The organism is Pseudomonas sp. 1 R 17 (genome assembly GCF_900067035.1).
In the GTDB taxonomy this organism is placed as follows: Bacteria; Pseudomonadota; Gammaproteobacteria; order Pseudomonadales; family Pseudomonadaceae; genus Aquipseudomonas; species Aquipseudomonas marginalis.
The window spans coordinates 206207-224369 of the sequence record NZ_FKLB01000018.1; the positions used below are offsets into that span (position 1 = coordinate 206207).

An 18163-nucleotide genomic window follows, 5' to 3' on the forward strand; every position below is an offset into this window, starting at 1 on the left:
AGGCCCCGACCTCCCCTCCCGTCGAAGCCGGGCAAATTTGCCTTGATCCGACGAATGGGGGCTGCCAGGGCCCAGACTTATTTACCGCAGAACTCAGTTACCGCTTGAGTTCAGCGCTTCGGTCAGTGCGGCTTCCACTTCACTGGCGCTTACGCGCAACGGCTTGTCAGCATCACGGCGACGCTTACGCTCGCTGTGATAGGCCAAACCGGTACCAGCCGGGATCAGACGACCCACGACCACGTTCTCTTTCAGGCCGCGCAGGTAATCGCGCTTGCCGGTTACCGCTGCTTCGGTCAGTACGCGAGTGGTCTCCTGGAAGGAGGCCGCCGAGATGAACGACTCAGTGGACAACGACGCCTTGGTGATACCCAGCAGTACGCGAGTGAACTTGGAAACGAATTTCTCGTCGCCAGCCAGACGCTCGTTTTCCACCAGCACGTGAGTCAGTTCCATCTGGTCGCCCTTGATGAAACTGGAATCGCCGGATTCAGCGATCTCAACTTTACGCAGCATCTGACGCAGGATGGTCTCGATGTGCTTATCGTTGATCTTCACGCCCTGCAGGCGGTAAACGTCCTGGATCTCGTTAACGATGTACTTGGCCAGCGCACTCACACCCAGCAGACGCAGGATGTCGTGTGGATCGCTCGGGCCGTCGGAGATCACTTCGCCGCGGTTTACCTGTTCGCCTTCGAACACGTTCAGGTGACGCCACTTTGGAATCAGCTCTTCGTACGGATCGGTACCGTCGTTCGGGGTAATAACCAGACGGCGCTTGCCCTTGGTTTCTTTACCGAACGCGATAGTGCCGCTGACTTCAGCCAGAATCGACGCTTCTTTCGGACGACGAGCTTCGAACAAGTCGGCAACACGCGGCAAACCACCGGTGATGTCACGGGTCTTCGAAGTTTCTTGCGGGATACGCGCGATAACATCACCGATCGCGATCTTCGCACCATCCGCTACACCGACCAGGGCGTTGGCTGGCAGGAAGTACTGAGCGATTACGTCAGTGCCTGGCAGCAACAGATCCTTGCCGTTGTCATCGACCATCTTCACGGCAGGACGGATGTCTTTACCGGCAGCTGGACGATCTTTCGCGTCGAGTACTTCAATGTTGGTCATACCGGTCAATTCGTCAGTCTGACGCTTGATCGTGATGCCTTCTTCCATGCCCACGTAGGTCACGGTACCTTTCATTTCGGTAACGATTGGGTGAGTGTGCGGATCCCACTTGGCCACGATTGCGCCAGCGTCGACCTTGTCACCTTCTTTAACCGAAATCACAGCACCGTACGGCAGCTTGTAGCGCTCACGCTCACGACCGTAGTCATCAGCGATTGCCAGCTCACCGGAACGCGACACAGCAACCAGGTGACCATCCACTCGCTCAACGTGCTTCAGGTTGTGCAGGCGGACAGTACCGCCATTCTTCACCTGAACGCTGTCGGCTGCGGAGGTCCGGCTTGCCGCACCACCAATGTGGAACGTACGCATGGTCAGCTGGGTACCCGGCTCACCGATGGACTGGGCAGCAATAACGCCGACCGCTTCACCGATGTTCACCTGGTGACCACGAGCCAAGTCACGGCCGTAGCACTTGGCGCAAATGCCGTAGCGGGTTTCGCAGCTGATCGGCGAGCGAACGATTACTTCGTCGATGCTGTTGAGTTCGATGAACTCGACCCACTTCTCGTCAACCAGAGTGCCGGCAGGAACGATAACTTCCTCGGTACCTGGCTTGAATACGTCACGGGCAATAACACGACCCAGTACGCGCTCACCCAGCGGCTCTACAACGTCACCGCCTTCAATGTGCGGAGTCATCAGCAGGCCGTGCTCGGTGCCGCAGTCGATCTCGGTGACAACCAGATCTTGCGCAACATCTACCAGACGACGCGTCAGGTAACCGGAGTTAGCGGTTTTCAACGCGGTATCCGCCAGACCTTTCCGAGCACCGTGAGTAGAGATGAAGTACTGGAGTACGCTCAAACCTTCACGGAAGTTCGCAGTAATCGGCGTTTCGATGATGGAGCCGTCCGGCTTGGCCATCAGGCCACGCATACCGGCGAGCTGACGGATCTGCGCAGCAGAACCCCGTGCGCCCGAGTCGGCCATCATGTACATCGAGTTGAAGGACTCTTGGTCAACTTCGTCGCCGTGACGGTCGATGACCTTCTCTTTCGAGAGGTTGGCCATCATCGCCTTGGACACTTCGTCGTTGGCCTTGGACCAAAGGTCGATCACTTTGTTGTACTTCTCGCCCTGTGTTACCAGGCCCGAGGCGTACTGGCTTTCGATCTCTTTCACTTCATCAGTAGCAGCACTGATGATGCGGGCTTTTTCATCAGGAATAACGAAGTCGTTAACACCGATGGAAACGCCGGAAATGGTCGAATAGGCAAAACCGGTGTACATCAACTGGTCAGCGAAGATCACGGTCTCTTTCAGACCAACCACGCGATAGCATTGGTTGATCAGCTTGGAGATCGCCTTTTTCTTCATCGGCAGGTTGACGACGTCGTACGACAGGCCTTTTGGCACAACCTGGTACAACAGCGCACGGCCAACGGTGGTGTCGACAATACGGGTGCCGCTCACGCTGCCGCCATCACGGTCGTTGACAGTTTCGTTGATGCGCACTTTGACCTTGGCGTGCAGTGCGGCTTCGCCGGCACGGAACACCCGGTCAACTTCCTGCAGGTCAGCGAACACACGACCTTCGCCTTTGGCGTTGATCGCCTCACGGGTCATGTAGTACAGACCCAATACAACGTCCTGCGACGGAACGATGATTGGCTCACCGTTGGCTGGCGACAGAATGTTGTTGGTCGACATCATCAACGCACGCGCTTCCAACTGGGCTTCCAGTGTCAGCGGTACGTGCACGGCCATTTGGTCGCCGTCGAAGTCGGCGTTGTACGCAGCACAGACCAGAGGGTGCAGCTGGATAGCCTTACCTTCGATAAGTACCGGTTCAAACGCCTGGATACCCAGACGGTGAAGGGTCGGTGCACGGTTGAGGAGAACCGGGTGTTCGCGAATCACTTCAGCGAGAACGTCCCAAACCTCTGGCAGCTCGCGCTCGACCATTTTCTTGGCCGCTTTGATGGTGGTCGCGAGACCGCGCATTTCCAGCTTGCCGAAGATGAATGGCTTGAACAGCTCAAGTGCCATCTTCTTAGGCAGACCGCACTGGTGCAGACGCAGGGTCGGGCCTACGGTAATTACCGAACGACCAGAGTAGTCAACACGCTTACCGAGCAAGTTCTGACGGAAACGACCTTGCTTACCCTTGATCATGTCAGCCAAGGATTTCAGAGGACGCTTGTTGGAACCGGTGATAGCGCGGCCACGACGACCGTTGTCGAGCAGGGCATCGACAGCTTCCTGCAACATACGCTTTTCGTTGCGCACGATGATGTCCGGAGCAGACAGATCGAGCAGGCGCTTCAAGCGGTTGTTACGGTTGATCACACGGCGGTACAGGTCGTTGAGGTCGGAAGTCGCGAAACGACCACCATCCAACGGCACCAGCGGACGCAGATCCGGCGGCAGAACCGGCAGAACGGTCAGCACCATCCACTCTGGCAGGTTGCCGGAACCCTGGAAGGCTTCCATCAACTTCAGACGCTTGGACAGCTTCTTGATCTTGGTTTCGGAGTTGGTTTGCGGAATCTCTTCGCGCAGACGACCAATCTCGTGCTCCAGGTCGATAGCGTGCAGCAGTTCGCGGACAGCTTCGGCACCCATGCGGGCATCGAAATCATCACCGAACTCTTCCAACGCCTCGAAGTACTGCTCGTCGTTCAGCAACTGACCTTTTTCAAGGGTAGTCATGCCTGGATCGATAACGACATAGCTCTCGAAGTAGAGAACGCGTTCGATATCACGCAGGGTCATGTCCATCAGCAAGCCGATACGGGACGGCAGCGATTTCAGGAACCAGATGTGGGCAACCGGCGAAGCCAGCTCGATGTGCGCCATGCGCTCACGACGAACCTTGGCCAGTGCAACTTCAACGCCACACTTCTCGCAGATCACACCACGGTGCTTCAAGCGCTTGTACTTACCGCACAGGCACTCGTAATCCTTTACCGGGCCAAAGATCTTGGCGCAGAACAGGCCGTCACGCTCAGGTTTGAACGTACGGTAGTTGATGGTTTCCGGCTTTTTAACTTCACCGAACGACCACGAACGGATCATCTCAGGCGATGCCAATCCAATACGGATGGCGTCGAACTCTTCGACTTGACCCTGGTTTTTCAGCAAATTCAGTAGGTCTTTCAAGGCCTTTCCTCCTGGCGGAGCAGAGAGCGGGCTAAACAGCCCCGCTCTCGATTCGCGTCACGTGTTATTCGGTTTCCAGATCGATATCGATGCCGAGGGAACGAATTTCTTTGATCAACACGTTGAAGGACTCGGGCATGCCCGGCTCCATACGGTGATCGCCATCCACGATGTTTTTGTACATCTTGGTACGACCGTTCACATCGTCCGACTTCACTGTGAGCATTTCTTGCAGAGTGTAAGCGGCACCGTATGCTTCCAGTGCCCAGACCTCCATCTCCCCGAAACGCTGACCACCGAACTGAGCCTTACCACCCAGCGGCTGCTGGGTAACCAGGCTGTACGAACCGGTAGAACGAGCGTGCATCTTGTCGTCTACCAAGTGGTTCAGCTTCAGCATGTACATGTAGCCAACAGTAACCGGACGCTCGAACTTGTTGCCGGTACGGCCGTCGAACAGCTGCATCTGGCCGCTTTCTGGCAGGTCTGCCAGTTTCAGCATGGCCTTGATTTCGCTTTCCTTGGCACCGTCGAACACCGGGGTAGCCATTGGAACGCCACCGCGCAGGTTCTTCGCCAGATCCAGGATTTCCTGGTCGGAGAAGGTATCCAGCTCTTCCTTGCGACCGCCGATCTCGTTGTAGATCTCGTGCAGGAACTTACGCAGGTCAGCAACCTTGCGCTGCTCTTCGATCATACGATTGATCTTCTCGCCCAGACCTTTAGCCGCTAGGCCCAGGTGGGTTTCAAGGATCTGACCAACGTTCATACGCGAAGGTACGCCCAACGGGTTGAGGACGACGTCGACCGGGGTGCCATTGGCATCGTGCGGCATGTCTTCAACCGGCATGATCACGGAGACCACACCTTTGTTACCGTGACGACCGGCCATCTTGTCGCCCGGCTGGATGCGGCGACGGATTGCCAGGTAAACCTTGACGATTTTCAGCACGCCTGGAGCCAGGTCATCGCCCTGCTGCAGTTTGCGCTTCTTGTCTTCGAACTTGTCGTCCAGCAGACGGCGACGATCAACGATATAGGCCTGGGCCTTCTCGAGCTGCTCGTTAAGAGCATCTTCAGCCATGCGCAGTTTGAACCACTGGCCGTGCTCAAGACCGTCGAGGATTTCGTCGGTGATGTCCTGACCTTTCTTCAGACCTGCGCCGCCTTCAGCCTTGTGGCCTACCAGGGCGGAACGCAGACGTTCGAAGGTCGCGCCTTCAACGATACGGAACTCTTCGTTGAGGTCCTTGCGGATCTCGTCGAGCTGGGTCTTCTCGATGGACAGTGCACGAGCATCACGCTCGACGCCGTCACGGGTGAAGACCTGCACGTCGATGACAGTACCCTTGGTACCGGTAGGTACACGCAGGGAGGTGTCTTTAACGTCGCTGGCTTTTTCACCGAAGATGGCACGCAGCAGCTTCTCTTCCGGAGTCAGTTGGGTCTCGCCTTTCGGAGTGACCTTACCAACCAGGATGTCGCCCGCACCCACTTCAGCACCTACGTAAACGATACCGGCTTCGTCCAGCTTGTTCAGTGCAGCTTCACCCACGTTCGGGATGTCTGCAGTGATTTCCTCTGGCCCAAGCTTGGTGTCACGCGCCACACAGGTCAGTTCCTGAATGTGGATCGTGGTGAAGCGATCTTCTTGAACCACACGCTCGGACAGGCAGATGGAGTCTTCGAAGTTGAAGCCGTTCCATGCCATGAACGCGATGCGCATGTTCTGACCCAGAGCCAATTCACCCATATCGGTGGACGGACCGTCAGCCATGATGTCGCTACGCTGAACGCGATCACCCTTGCGCACCAGCGGACGCTGGTTGATGCAAGTGTTCTGGTTCGAGCGGGTGTATTTGGTCAGGTTGTAGATGTCGACACCGGCTTCACCCGTTTCAACTTCGTCATCAGCAACACGAACCACGATACGGCTGGCATCAACGGAATCGATCACGCCGCCACGACGAGCCACGACACAAACGCCGGAGTCACGGGCTACGTTACGCTCCATGCCGGTACCTACCAGCGGCTTGTCGGCACGCAGGGTCGGTACAGCTTGACGCTGCATGTTGGAACCCATCAACGCACGGTTGGCGTCATCGTGTTCCAGGAACGGGATCAGCGACGCTGCGACCGAAACTACCTGCTTCGGCGATACGTCCATCAAGGTGACGTCTTCCGGCGCCTTGACGGTGAACTCGTTCAGGTGACGAACAGCTACCAGCTCGTCGATCAGGACCTTCTTGTCGTTCATCGTGGCCGAAGCCTGAGCGATCACGTGATCAGCTTCTTCGATGGCGGACAGGAACACGATCTCGTCGGTGACCAGGGCGTCTTTCACCACACGGTACGGGCTCTCAAGGAAGCCGTACTGGTTGGTGCGCGCATAGGCGGCCAGGGAGTTGATCAGACCGATGTTCGGGCCTTCCGGCGTTTCGATTGGGCATACACGACCGTAGTGAGTCGGGTGTACGTCACGCACTTCAAAGCCAGCACGCTCACGGGTCAGACCGCCCGGGCCCAGTGCGGAAACACGGCGCTTGTGGGTGATCTCGGAAAGCGGGTTGTTCTGGTCCATGAACTGCGAGAGCTGGCTGGAACCGAAGAACTCTTTCACCGCCGCAGCCACTGGCTTGGCGTTGATCAGGTCTTGCGGCATCAGGCCTTCGCTTTCAGCCATCGACAGACGCTCTTTGACCGCACGCTCAACACGCACCAGGCCAACGCGGAACTGGTTCTCGGCCATTTCGCCTACGCAGCGAACACGACGGTTACCCAGGTGGTCGATGTCATCGACGATGCCTTTGCCGTTACGGATGTCGACCAGAGTCTTCAAGACCGCAACGATGTCTTCCTTGCACAGCACACCCGAACCTTCGATCTCGGTGCGACCGATACGACGGTTGAACTTCATCCGGCCGACCGCAGACAGGTCGTAGCGCTCAGGGCTGAAGAACAGGTTGTTGAACAGGGTTTCTGCGGCGTCTTTGGTTGGTGGCTCGCCAGGACGCATCATGCGATAGATTTCTACCAGCGCTTCCAATTGGTTGCTGGTGGAGTCGATCTTCAGGGTGTCGGAGACGAACGGACCACAGTCGATATCGTTGGTGTACAGGGTCTCGATGCGAACAACCTGCGCCTTGGCAATTTTGGCCAGGATCTCGGTGTTCAGCTCGGTGTTGCACTCAGCCAGGATTTCGCCTGTAGCCGGGTGAACGATGACCTTCGCGGTAGTACGGCCCAGGACATAGTCCAGGGGAACTTCCAGCTCTTTGATACCCGCTTTTTCGATCTGGTTGATGTGGCGCGCAGTGATACGACGGCCAGCCTCAACGATGACTTTGCCCTTTTCATCCTGAATGTCCAGGACAGCAATTTCACCACGCAGACGCGAAGCGATCAGCTCCAGCTTGAGGGTTTCATCCTTCAGGCTGAATACGTTGGTGGTGTAGAACGCATCCAGGACTTGCTCAGTGGTGTAACCGAGCGCGCGCAGCAGTACCGAGGCCGGCAGCTTGCGACGACGGTCGATACGCACGAACACGCAGTCTTTCGGATCGAACTCGAAGTCCAACCACGAACCGCGGTACGGAATGATCCGCGCGGAGTACAGGAGCTTGCCGGAGCTGTGCGTCTTGCCGCGGTCGTGATCGAAGAACACGCCCGGGGAACGGTGCAGCTGGGAAACGATAACACGCTCGGTACCATTGATAACGAAGGTACCGTTCTCAGTCATCAATGGGATTTCGCCCATGTAGACTTCTTGCTCTTTGATGTCCTTGATCGCTTTGTTCGACGACTCTTTGTCGAAAATGATCAGACGGACTTTTACCCGCAAAGGTACGGCGTACGTAACACCGCGCAACACGCATTCTTTGACATCAAATGCCGGTTCGCCCAGGCGATAACCGACGTACTCCAGCGCAGCATTGCCGGAGTAGCTGATGATCGGGAAAACGGATTTGAAGGCCGCATGCAGGCCCACGTCGCGGAACTGATCTTTGGTCGCTCCCGCCTGCAAGAATTCACGATACGAATCCAGCTGGATAGCCAGAAGGTACGGGACATCCATGACGTCCGGCAACTTGCTAAAGTCCTTGCGGATACGTTTTTTCTCAGTATATGAGTAAGCCATCAGCGTTCCCCAGCTTGGTCACCTGCTTGTTTGGCCCTCCCGACGGGAGCAGCCAGAAAATCTTGCAAACCCCATGGTTTGCACCACCGCATCGGGTGGCTACAGCACGTTAATGGCGGCGACCGAGTCGACAGCCAAGAACGGAAAAAGGCCGGTGGCAAGAGCCACCAGCCATCAGCCTTCAGCTTAACGCTTGGGCTGGAGACGCAAGGTCGATGCTTACTTCAGCTCGACTTTAGCGCCTGCTTCTTCCAGAGTTGCTTTAGCTTTGTCGCCTGCGTCTTTGGTCACTGCTTCCAGAACCATAGCAGGAGCGCCGTCAACTACAGCCTTGGCTTCTTTCAGGCCCAGGCCGGTCAGTTCACGTACTGCCTTGATGACGTTAACTTTCTTCTCGCCAGCTTCCAGCAGCATGACGTTGAATTCGGTTTGCTCTTCAACAACGGCAGCAGCAGCAGCTGGGCCAGCGGAAGCAGCGGCAGCGGAAACGCCGAATTTTTCTTCGAAAGCTTTGATCAGCTCAACAACCTGCAGAACCGACATTTCAGCTACGGCGTTGAGGATATCGTCTTGGGAGATAGACATTGCTGTATTTCCTGAATTGGGGGACGGCCTACGCGGCCATCGAAATAAACAAAAATACGCGAGAGAAGTTGCTCAGCCTTAGGCTGCGGCAGCTTCTTTTTGCTCGCGAACTGCAGCCAGAGTACGAGCCAGCTTGCTGGTAGCGCCTTGAATCACGCTCATCAGCTGCGAAATGGCTTCGTTACGGGTCGGCAGTGTTGCCAGTACGTCGATTTGGTTAGCTGCGAGGAACTTGCCCTCGAACGCAGCTGCCTTGATCTCGAACTTATCCTGACTCTTAGCGAACTCTTTGAACAAACGGGCAGCAGCGCCTGGATGATCCTTGGAGAACGCAATCAGAGTCGGGCCGGTGAACACGTCATTGAGGACACTGTATTCAGTGTCAGCAACAGCGCGCTTGAGCAGGGTGTTACGTACAACACGTACGTACACGCCAGCTTCACGAGCCTCTTTACGGAGTCCGGTCATAGCGCCTACTGTCACACCACGGGCATCAGCCACGACAGCGGACAGAGCAGCTTTGGCAGCCTCGTTGACTTCAGCGACGATGGCCTTCTTGTCTTCGAGATTAATTGCCACGGGTTTAACTCCTGCTTGTTACCGTTTCATCTGGCCGGAGCCGGATGTCGTTTTGGTGTCTGATTCGGTAAGGAACCGGGAGCACCATCTGCGTAGGCTTGTTGGTTTAAGACTTGCGTCGCCTACGGTCTTGGATAGCCCCCGCCAGGCAGGGACCCCAATCTTTCAATTGGCGCAATCGCTTACGCCAATTTGCGTCTTATACGTCCAGCGAGCCTTGGTCGATGACCAGACCTGGGCCCATGGTGGTGCTCAGGGTAACGCGCTTGACGTAGATACCTTTCGAGGAAGCTGGCTTGATACGCTTCAGATCGGCGATCAGGGCTTCAACGTTTTCCTTCAGCTTGACGGCGTCGAAGCCGACCTTGCCAACGGAGGTGTGAATGATGCCGTTTTTGTCGGTACGATAACGAACCTGACCAGCCTTGGCGTTTTTAACCGCGGTAGCTACGTCTGGCGTTACGGTGCCGACCTTAGGGTTAGGCATCAGGCCACGTGGACCCAGGATCTGACCCAATTGACCCACAACACGCATTGCGTCCGGGGAAGCAATAACTACGTCGTAGTTCAGGTCGCCGCCTTTCATTTCGGCAGCCAGGTCGTCCATACCAACGCGGTCAGCGCCGGCGGCCAGAGCAGCTTCAGCTGCAGGGCCTTGAGTAAAGACAGCTACACGAACAGTCTTACCAGTACCGTGTGGCAGCACAGTAGCGCTACGAACGACCTGGTCAGATTTACGTGGGTCTACACCCAGGTTTACAGCAACGTCAACGGACTCGCTGAACTTGACAGTCGACAGCTCGGTCAGCAGAGCAGCAGCGTCTACAAAATTGTAGGACTTGCCCGCTTCGATTTTGCCGGCGATAGCCTTTTGGCGCTTGGTCAGCTTAGCCATTACACACCCTCCACGTTAAGGCCCATGCTACGAGCAGAACCGGCGATGGTACGCACGGCTGCATCCATATCAGCTGCAGTCAGATCCGCGTTTTTGGTTTTCGCGATTTCTTCCAGCTGAGCACGAGTTACGGTGCCAACCTTAACGGTGTTAGGACGAGCGGAACCGCTAGTCAGACCAGCAGCCTTCTTCAGCAAAACCGAAGCCGGGGTCGACTTGGTTTCGAAAGTGAAGCTACGGTCGCTGTATACAGTGATGATCACTGGAGTCGGCAGACCTGGCTCAAGACCCTGAGTACGGGCGTTGAAAGCCTTGCAGAATTCCATGATGTTCACGCCATGCTGACCCAGGGCTGGACCAACAGGTGGGCTTGGGTTGGCCTGAGCGGCCTTCACTTGCAGCTTGATGTAAGCGGTAATCTTCTTGGCCATGAGGCACTCCAATTACGGGTTCAAGCGCCTCGAAAGGCTCCCCGGTTACTTGCGCGTTTATCCCAGTGACGACAAAACCCCACAGCCTAAGGCTGCGGGGTTGGGATGCTTACTCAGCTAGACCTTCTCGACCTGGCTGAATTCCAACTCTACCGGAGTAGAGCGACCGAAAATGAGCACCGCGACCTGGATCCGGCTCTTTTCGTAGTTAACCTCTTCGACAGTCCCGTTGAAATCAGCAAACGGACCATCCGTAACACGAACAACCTCACCCGGCTCGAACAACGTCTTCGGCTTGGGCTTGTCGCTACCGTCGGCGACACGACGCAGAATTGCTTCTGCCTCTTTGTCAGTGATCGGAGCAGGCTTATCAGCAGTACCGCCGATGAAGCCCATAACACGAGGAGTGTCCTTGACCAAGTGCCAAGTACCCTCATTCATGTCCATCTGCACCAGCACGTAGCCAGGAAAGAACTTGCGCTCACTCTTGCGCTTCTGACCATTCCGCATTTCAACCACTTCTTCAGTGGGAACCAGAATTTCGCCGAAGCCATCTTCCATGCCTGCCAGCTTTACGCGCTCCAGCAAAGAGCGCATAACATGCTTCTCGTAACCCGAGTAAGCATGCACAACGTACCAACGCTTAGCCACGGGACACCCTTAGCCAACAATCAAGGAAACAAGCCAGCCGAGCAGGGAATCAAGACCCCACAACAGCAACGCCATAACCAGAACAACAGCCACAACAATCAACGTGGTCTGCGTGGTTTCTTGGCGAGTTGGCCAAACGACTTTACGAATTTCGGTGCGAGCTTCCTTCACCAGGACCGCGAAAGACTTGCCTTTGGCAGTCTGCAGGCCTACAAAGGCAGCTACAGCAGCAAGGGCGAGCAAAACGAGAACGCGGTACAGGATCGGCGAAGCAGAATAGTACTGGTTGCCAACAACGCCCACGACCACCAAAGCGACCACAGCGAGCCACTTGACGAGATCGAAACGAGAGCTTTGAGCTTCAGCCTTAGGAGTCATCTATGAAGATCCTGTGAAAAGAAAGCCAGACACACCATGCGAATCTGGCAGGTCAGGAGGGAATCGAACCCCCAACCTACGGTTTTGGAGACCGTCGCTCTGCCAATTGAGCTACTGACCTAAAACAAAATCAGGCCGACCATTATGCAGACCCGAAAAAGACTTTACAACAACCAACCCCCAAAGACTTGAAATCACTCAACAACAAGCAATCTAAACACCATCAAGCCGAGCCAGCCGTTAAAACAAAGGCAGATATTTTCATATCTGCCTTGTTATATGGAGCTCTTGAGCGGATTTGAACCGCTGACCTCACCCTTACCAAGGGTGTGCTCTACCAACTGAGCTACAAGAGCGAAACACAATGCACAACCTGCAAACTTGGAGCGGGTAGCGGGAATCGAACCCGCATCATCAGCTTGGAAGGCTGAGGTTCTACCACTAAACTATACCCGCGGAGCTTGCAGCTCACGCTAAAATGGTGGAGGGGGAAGGATTCGAACCTTCGAAGTCGTAGACGTCAGATTTACAGTCTGATCCCTTTGGCCGCTCGGGAACCCCTCCTAAGCGAGCCGGCATTCTACATCACGCCGGCCTTCTGTCAAGCATTTTCTCATTAAAAATATGAGGTTAGCTGCATTGACCTTCGCTTCGCACCTTAGACCTTAAAGGTCTTCACTGCGAAGCGGGCGCCATTCTATGCAAACTATTCGAGAGTTGCAATGCCTTCGCACAGCATTATTTTATGTTTTAACTCATTGAATTCCTTAGCAAGGTTTTCAAAGGGTAGGTCGTCAGCCAGGCGTCGGCTTTCCGGGGCAACTCGAAGCCAGTAACCTTGCGCATCAGGAGCACTCAGCAGCTGTACCTTAACCTTTATATCCAGGCTAGTGAGGCGCTGCTCAAGGAATTGCGCCTGTCGCTGGTCGGCAAAGCCACCAATGTATAAGCAAGTATTTTGCGCATCAGATGCCTTAGCCCGATCCTTGCGCACCACAGCGTCGGAAGACTCGCTCAGCAGGCGAATATCCTGCTGCGTATTCCGATAGAGGCTCAGAGGGGTCACGTCTTTAGCACGCAACGGCGCCTCTTGCTGATGCCATATGTAGTAGAAGACGTTCAGGATCAATAAAAGCAAAAACAGCCAACGCATAAACACCTCAAGATAAAGGGCACGCCATTGCCAGACCTACGAAAATCAAATCAGGAACGAGTCGAGCCTGAGGCACGGCATCCCTCACCAAATCAGCATCGCCACCCGTCAGGAATACAGTGAAGTTATCACCCCAATAACTTCGGGCCAGCTCAAGCTGGGTCAGCACAAACCCTCTGAGCATCAACGTACAGCCACGCTCTACAGCCTCTACGGTCGTATGCCCTGGCGATAGACGCTCCAAGGCTCTTTCAGCAGCTGCATCGTCGTAACGTATCTTGCGCGTATGCGTGCGCAGCTGATTACGCATGAGGGGCATACCAGGACAGATGAAGCCACCTAAATGCTCACCATCGCCAGCAACAAAATCTGCAGTAGCAGCCGTACCGAAATCAAGCACCAGGCATGCGCCCGACGCCAATTTGAAGCCGCCCAGCATTGCTAACCAACGATCAAGGCCAAGACGCTCGAAATCTTCGTAACCGTTGCGCACCCCAGCCATTTCTCGGGCAGAAACAGCGCAGGAAACCGCAACGCCAAAGGCCTCCACCAGCGCCTCAACCAGATTTTTTGTTTCGTCCAGAGCACGAACACTTACCAACCGGCAATGTGTCAATAACACACCAGGCAGCACTGACAGGCTTTCAATCAATGCAACATCCGAACTAGCGACACCTTCTGCAGATGCCGTCGCCCGATCCGAATCAAGTACGCGCCACTTGATGAAGCTATTCCCACAGTCGAGCTCAAGAATCATCACGCAACCTCAGGCTTAACTCACCACCACTGTATGTTTTCTCAACACCACCGACACTTAAACGTAATGCCCCCTGACCGTCGATACCCAGCACCACCCCATCGACACGGTTGGCACCCGCTATGAGTGACACTGCCTTTCCCTGCCAGGCATGACCTTTTTCCCACTCATCCCGAAGCGATGAAAAACCTTGCGCCCTGTGTCGATCCAAGTAGCTTTGCAACTGCAAGCACAGGCGTGCCACCAGAGAGTTACGATCAACTGGAGACCCCGTCTCCAACTGCACTGACGTCCATTGCTGATCAACCTCTTCAGCCTTCTGCATATTCACGTTAATACCGATGCCGAGGACAACGTGGCAAATATCCGCAGGATCCCCTACGAGCTCCAGTAAAATCCCGGCAATCTTCTTCTGCCCCACCAGGACGTCGTTTGGCCACTTCAGAGCCGCCCCCCGCACTCCAGACTCACGCAGCGCCTGCATTACCGCCAAGCCAACCACAAGGCTCAGGCCTTCCAGCTGTCGCGGACCATTCTCGATACGCAATAAGAGGCTGTAATACACATTCTGAGCGAATGGGCTGACCCACTTTCGACCACGTCGCCCTCTTCCCGCCGTTTGCTGCTCCGCAAGCACCAGGTACGGCGTCGCACGCTCAACCTCAACAAGGCGCAGAGCCTCGGCATTTGTCGAGTCGATGGAGTCGTAGATATGGATAGGCCATGCGAGGGAAGACGTATGCAGTGCAATCTGCTCGGAACTCAAGAAAACCAGCGGCGAAGCTAATTGATATCCCCTCCCACGAACCTTGTGGACCGGCAGATTCAATTCGGCCTCAAGATGCTGGAGCTGCTTCCAGACTGCACTGCGACTAACGCCCAGGGCTGCGCCAAGTGCTTCTCCGGAATGGAATCGGCCATCTTTTAGAAGTTCTAACAACGTCAGCATGCAAGTATCGCCTCACAATGAGGCACGCATGATAGCCATGCGCAGGGTCATTGCATAGAAAGGCCGGACTTTAGCATTGAAGACCCTCCCGAGGCGCCTCTTCGCACTTTTCGACCGCCCAAAACAAAACCCCACCTGCTTTCGCAAATGGGGTTTCGGAATTTAATCTTGACGATGACCTACTCTCACATGGGGAAACCCCACACTACCATCGGCGATGCATCGTTTCACTGCTGAGTTCGGGATGGGATCAGGTGGTTCCAATGCTCTATGGTCGTCAAGAAATTCGGGTACTGAGTCGTGGCCGGCTGGCCTCGCTTCAGCAAATTGGGTATGTGACAGCTGTCGGTGTTTTGTGAAATCTCGAACTTTCGGTTCATTGCGTCTTCACACACCGCAATCTGGCCTTTCGACGCAAATTGCTTGGGTGTTATATGGTCAAGCCTCACGGGCAATTAGTATTGGTTAGCTCAACGCCTCACAGCGCTTACACACCCAACCTATCAACGTCGTAGTCTTCGACGGCCCTTCAGGGGACTCAAGGTCCCAGTGAGATCTCATCTTGAGGCTAGTTTCCCGCTTAGATGCTTTCAGCGGTTATCTATTCCGAACATAGCTACCCGGCAATGCCACTGGCGTGACAACCGGAACACCAGAGGTTCGTCCACTCCGGTCCTCTCGTACTAGGAGCAGCCCCTCTCAAATCTCAAACGTCCACGGCAGATAGGGACCGAACTGTCTCACGACGTTCTAAACCCAGCTCGCGTACCACTTTAAATGGCGAACAGCCATACCCTTGGGACCGGCTTCAGCCCCAGGATGTGATGAGCCGACATCGAGGTGCCAAACACCGCCGTCGATATGAACTCTTGGGCGGTATCAGCCTGTTATCCCCGGAGTACCTTTTATCCGTTGAGCGATGGCCCTTCCATACAGAACCACCGGATCACTAAGACCTACTTTCGTACCTGCTCGACGTGTCTGTCTCGCAGTCAAGCGCGCTTTTGCCTTTATACTCTACGACCGATTTCCGACCGGTCTGAGCGCACCTTCGTACTCCTCCGTTACTCTTTAGGAGGAGACCGCCCCAGTCAAACTACCCACCATACACTGTCCTCGATCCGGATAACGGACCTGAGTTAGAACCTCAAAGTTGCCAGGGTGGTATTTCAAGGTTGGCTCCACGCAGACTGGCGTCCACGCTTCAAAGCCTCCCACCTATCCTACACAAGCAAATTCAAAGTCCAGTGCAAAGCTATAGTAAAGGTTCACGGGGTCTTTCCGTCTAGCCGCGGATACACTGCATCTTCACAGCGATTTCAATTTCACTGAGTCTCGGGTGGAGACAGCGCCGCCATCGTTACGCCATTCGTGCAGGTCGGAACTTACCCGACAAGGAATTTCGCTACCTTAGGACCGTTATAGTTACGGCCGCCGTTTACCGGGGCTTCGATCAAGAGCTTCGCGTTAGCTAACCCCATCAATTAACCTTCCGGCACCGGGCAGGCGTCACACCCTATACGTCCACTTTCGTGTTTGCAGAGTGCTGTGTTTTTAATAAACAGTCGCAGCGGCCTGGTATCTTCGACCGGCATGAGCTTACGGAGCAAGTCCTTCACCCTCACCGGCGCACCTTCTCCCGAAGTTACGGTGCCATTTTGCCTAGTTCCTTCACCCGAGTTCTCTCAAGCGCCTTGGTATTCTCTACCCAACCACCTGTGTCGGTTTGGGGTACGGTTCCTGGTTACCTGAAGCTTAGAAGCTTTTCTTGGAAGCATGGCATCAACCACTTCGTTAACTAAAAGTTAACTCGTCATCAGCTCTCGGCCTTAGAATCCCGGATTTACCTAAGATTCCAGCCTACCACCTTAAACTTGGACAACCAACGCCAAGCTGGCCTAGCCTTCTCCGTCCCTCCATCGCAATAACCAGAAGTACAGGAATATTAACCTGTTTTCCATCGACTACGCTTTTCAGCCTCGCCTTAGGGACCGACTAACCCTGCGTCGATTAACGTTGCGCAGGAAACCTTGGTCTTTCGGCGTGGGTGTTTTTCACACCCATTATCGTTACTCATGTCAGCATTCGCACTTCTGATACCTCCAGCAAGCTTCTCAACTCACCTTCACAGGCTTACAGAACGCTCCTCTACCGCATCACTTACGTGATACCCGTAGCTTCGGTGTATGGTTTGAGCCCCGTTACATCTTCCGCGCAGGCCGACTCGACTAGTGAGCTATTACGCTTTCTTTAAAGGGTGGCTGCTTCTAAGCCAACCTCCTAGCTGTCTAAGCCTTCCCACATCGTTTCCCACTTAACCATAACTTTGGGACCTTAGCTGACGGTCTGGGTTGTTTCCCTTTTCACGACGGACGTTAGCACCCGCCGTGTGTCTCCCATGCTCGGCACTTGTAGGTATTCGGAGTTTGCATCGGTTTGGTAAGTCGGGATGACCCCCTAGCCGAAACAGTGCTCTACCCCCTACAGTGATACATGAGGCGCTACCTAAATAGCTTTCGAGGAGAACCAGCTATCTCCGAGCTTGATTAGCCTTTCACTCCGATCCACAGGTCATCCGCTAACTTTTCAACGGTAGTCGGTTCGGTCCTCCAGTTAGTGTTACCCAACCTTCAACCTGCCCATGGATAGATCGCCCGGTTTCGGGTCTATTCCCAGCGACTAGACGCCCTATTAAGACTCGCTTTCGCTACGCCTCCCCTATTCGGTTAAGCTCGCCACTGAAAATAAGTCGCTGACCCATTATACAAAAGGTACGCAGTCACCCAACAAAGTGGGCTCCCACTGCTTGTACGCATACGGTTTCAGGATCTATTTCACTCCCCTCTCCGGGGTTCTTTTCGCCTTTCCCTCACGGTACTAGTTCACTATCGGTCAGTCAGTAGTATTTAGCCTTGGAGGATGGTCCCCCCATATTCAGACAAAGTTTCTCGTGCTCCGTCCTACTCGATTTCATGACTAAGAGATTTTCGCGTACAGGGCTATCACCCACTATGGCCGCACTTTCCAGAGCGTTCCGCTAATCTCAAAGCCACTTAAGGGCTAGTCCCCGTTCGCTCGCCACTACTAAGGGAATCTCGGTTGATTTCTTTTCCTCAGGGTACTTAGATGTTTCAGTTCCCCTGGTTCGCCTCTTGCACCTATGTATTCAGTACAAGATAACCATCTTATGATGGCTGGGTTCCCCCATTCAGACATCTCCGGATCAAAGTCTGTTTGCCGACTCCCCGAAGCTTTTCGCAGGCTACCACGTCTTTCATCGCCTCTGACTGCCAAGGCATCCACCGTATGCGCTTCTTCACTTGACCATATAACCCCAAGCAATCTGGTTATACT

The 18163-nt window shown here is 54.8% G+C and carries 11 protein-coding genes, 4 tRNA genes and 2 rRNA genes; all 17 read right to left on the minus strand.

All coding sequences use genetic code 11. The features are described 5' to 3' along the window. Positions 1 to 93: 93 nt before the first annotated feature. The gene (rpoC, locus tag BFP99_RS03070; protein WP_065924112.1) at positions 94 to 4293 is read right to left on the minus strand and encodes a DNA-directed RNA polymerase subunit beta'; all 4200 of its coding nucleotides are present in this window, start codon (positions 4291 to 4293) and stop codon (positions 94 to 96) included. A 64-nt stretch (positions 4294 to 4357) separates the two neighbouring features. Next, a complete protein-coding gene (rpoB, locus tag BFP99_RS03075) occupies positions 4358 to 8431 on the minus strand; it encodes a DNA-directed RNA polymerase subunit beta (protein WP_027605164.1) in 4074 nt (1357 codons plus the stop codon). 219 nt (positions 8432 to 8650) lie between these two features. Further along, positions 8651 to 9016 (minus strand): 50S ribosomal protein L7/L12, encoded by a 366-nt coding sequence (rplL, locus tag BFP99_RS03080; RefSeq protein ID WP_053138313.1) that lies wholly within the window; start codon positions 9014 to 9016, stop codon positions 8651 to 8653. A gap of 78 nt (positions 9017 to 9094) precedes the next feature. After that, complete coding sequence (rplJ, locus tag BFP99_RS03085) at positions 9095 to 9595, minus strand: 50S ribosomal protein L10 (protein ID WP_003176433.1); 501 nt, start codon at positions 9593 to 9595, stop codon at positions 9095 to 9097. A gap of 199 nt (positions 9596 to 9794) precedes the next feature. Further along, complete coding sequence (gene rplA, locus BFP99_RS03090; RefSeq protein ID WP_003176434.1) at positions 9795 to 10490, minus strand: 50S ribosomal protein L1; 696 nt, start codon at positions 10488 to 10490, stop codon at positions 9795 to 9797. Then, positions 10490 to 10921 (minus strand): 50S ribosomal protein L11, encoded by a 432-nt coding sequence (gene rplK, locus BFP99_RS03095; protein WP_003176435.1) that lies wholly within the window; start codon positions 10919 to 10921, stop codon positions 10490 to 10492. Before rplK ends, rplA begins: the two co-directional genes overlap by 1 nt. 117 nt (positions 10922 to 11038) lie before the next feature. Further along, positions 11039 to 11572, minus strand: a complete 534-nt coding sequence (gene nusG / locus BFP99_RS03100) for a transcription termination/antitermination protein NusG (RefSeq protein WP_003176436.1) — start codon at positions 11570 to 11572, stop codon at positions 11039 to 11041. A 9-nt stretch (positions 11573 to 11581) separates the two neighbouring features. Continuing rightward, on the minus strand, positions 11582 to 11950 hold the full coding sequence (gene secE, locus BFP99_RS03105) for a preprotein translocase subunit SecE (protein WP_027605162.1): 369 nt from the start codon (positions 11948 to 11950) through the stop codon (positions 11582 to 11584). Positions 11951 to 11995: 45 nt separating this feature from the next. Beyond that, positions 11996 to 12071: transfer RNA gene (locus BFP99_RS03110), tRNA-Trp, on the minus strand. Between the two features lie 159 nt (positions 12072 to 12230). Then, positions 12231 to 12306, minus strand: a tRNA-Thr gene (locus BFP99_RS03115). Between the two features lie 26 nt (positions 12307 to 12332). Beyond that, positions 12333 to 12406 (minus strand) — tRNA-Gly (locus tag BFP99_RS03120). A 23-nt stretch (positions 12407 to 12429) separates the two neighbouring features. Then, positions 12430 to 12514 (minus strand) — tRNA-Tyr (locus BFP99_RS03125). A gap of 142 nt (positions 12515 to 12656) precedes the next feature. Beyond that, the gene (locus BFP99_RS03130; RefSeq protein WP_065946604.1) at positions 12657 to 13103 is read right to left on the minus strand and encodes a hypothetical protein; all 447 of its coding nucleotides are present in this window, start codon (positions 13101 to 13103) and stop codon (positions 12657 to 12659) included. 7 nt (positions 13104 to 13110) lie between these two features. Further along, the gene (locus BFP99_RS03135) at positions 13111 to 13860 is read right to left on the minus strand and encodes a pantothenate kinase (protein ID WP_065924111.1); all 750 of its coding nucleotides are present in this window, start codon (positions 13858 to 13860) and stop codon (positions 13111 to 13113) included. Then, positions 13850 to 14809: a bifunctional biotin--[acetyl-CoA-carboxylase] ligase/biotin operon repressor BirA gene (gene birA / locus BFP99_RS03140; protein ID WP_065924110.1), complete on the minus strand. Its 960-nt coding sequence runs from the start codon at positions 14807 to 14809 to the stop codon at positions 13850 to 13852. Before birA ends, BFP99_RS03135 begins: the two co-directional genes overlap by 11 nt. A 166-nt stretch (positions 14810 to 14975) precedes the next feature. Further along, positions 14976 to 15091 (minus strand): 5S ribosomal RNA (rrf, locus tag BFP99_RS03145). A gap of 152 nt (positions 15092 to 15243) precedes the next feature. Then, positions 15244 to 18135: ribosomal RNA gene (locus BFP99_RS03150) — 23S ribosomal RNA — on the minus strand. Between the last annotated feature and the right edge of the window lie 28 nt (positions 18136 to 18163).

What these genes read in the sequence shown, in the direction of transcription:
- rpoB (WP_027605164.1), bottom strand. Translation starts at nt 8,431, where the DNA reads ATGGCTTACTCATATACTGAGAAAAAACGTATCCGCAAGGACTTTAGC.
- rplL (WP_053138313.1), bottom strand. Translation starts at nt 9,016, where the DNA reads ATGTCTATCTCCCAAGACGATATCCTCAACGCCGTAGCTGAAATGTCG.
- rplA (WP_003176434.1), bottom strand. Translation starts at nt 10,490, where the DNA reads ATGGCTAAGCTGACCAAGCGCCAAAAGGCTATCGCCGGCAAAATCGAA.
- rplK (WP_003176435.1), bottom strand. Translation starts at nt 10,921, where the DNA reads ATGGCCAAGAAGATTACCGCTTACATCAAGCTGCAAGTGAAGGCCGCT.
- secE (WP_027605162.1), bottom strand. Translation starts at nt 11,950, where the DNA reads ATGACTCCTAAGGCTGAAGCTCAAAGCTCTCGTTTCGATCTCGTCAAG.
- BFP99_RS03130 (WP_065946604.1), bottom strand. Translation starts at nt 13,103, where the DNA reads ATGCGTTGGCTGTTTTTGCTTTTATTGATCCTGAACGTCTTCTACTAC.
- BFP99_RS03135 (WP_065924111.1), bottom strand. Translation starts at nt 13,860, where the DNA reads ATGATTCTTGAGCTCGACTGTGGGAATAGCTTCATCAAGTGGCGCGTA.
- birA (WP_065924110.1), bottom strand. Translation starts at nt 14,809, where the DNA reads ATGCTGACGTTGTTAGAACTTCTAAAAGATGGCCGATTCCATTCCGGA.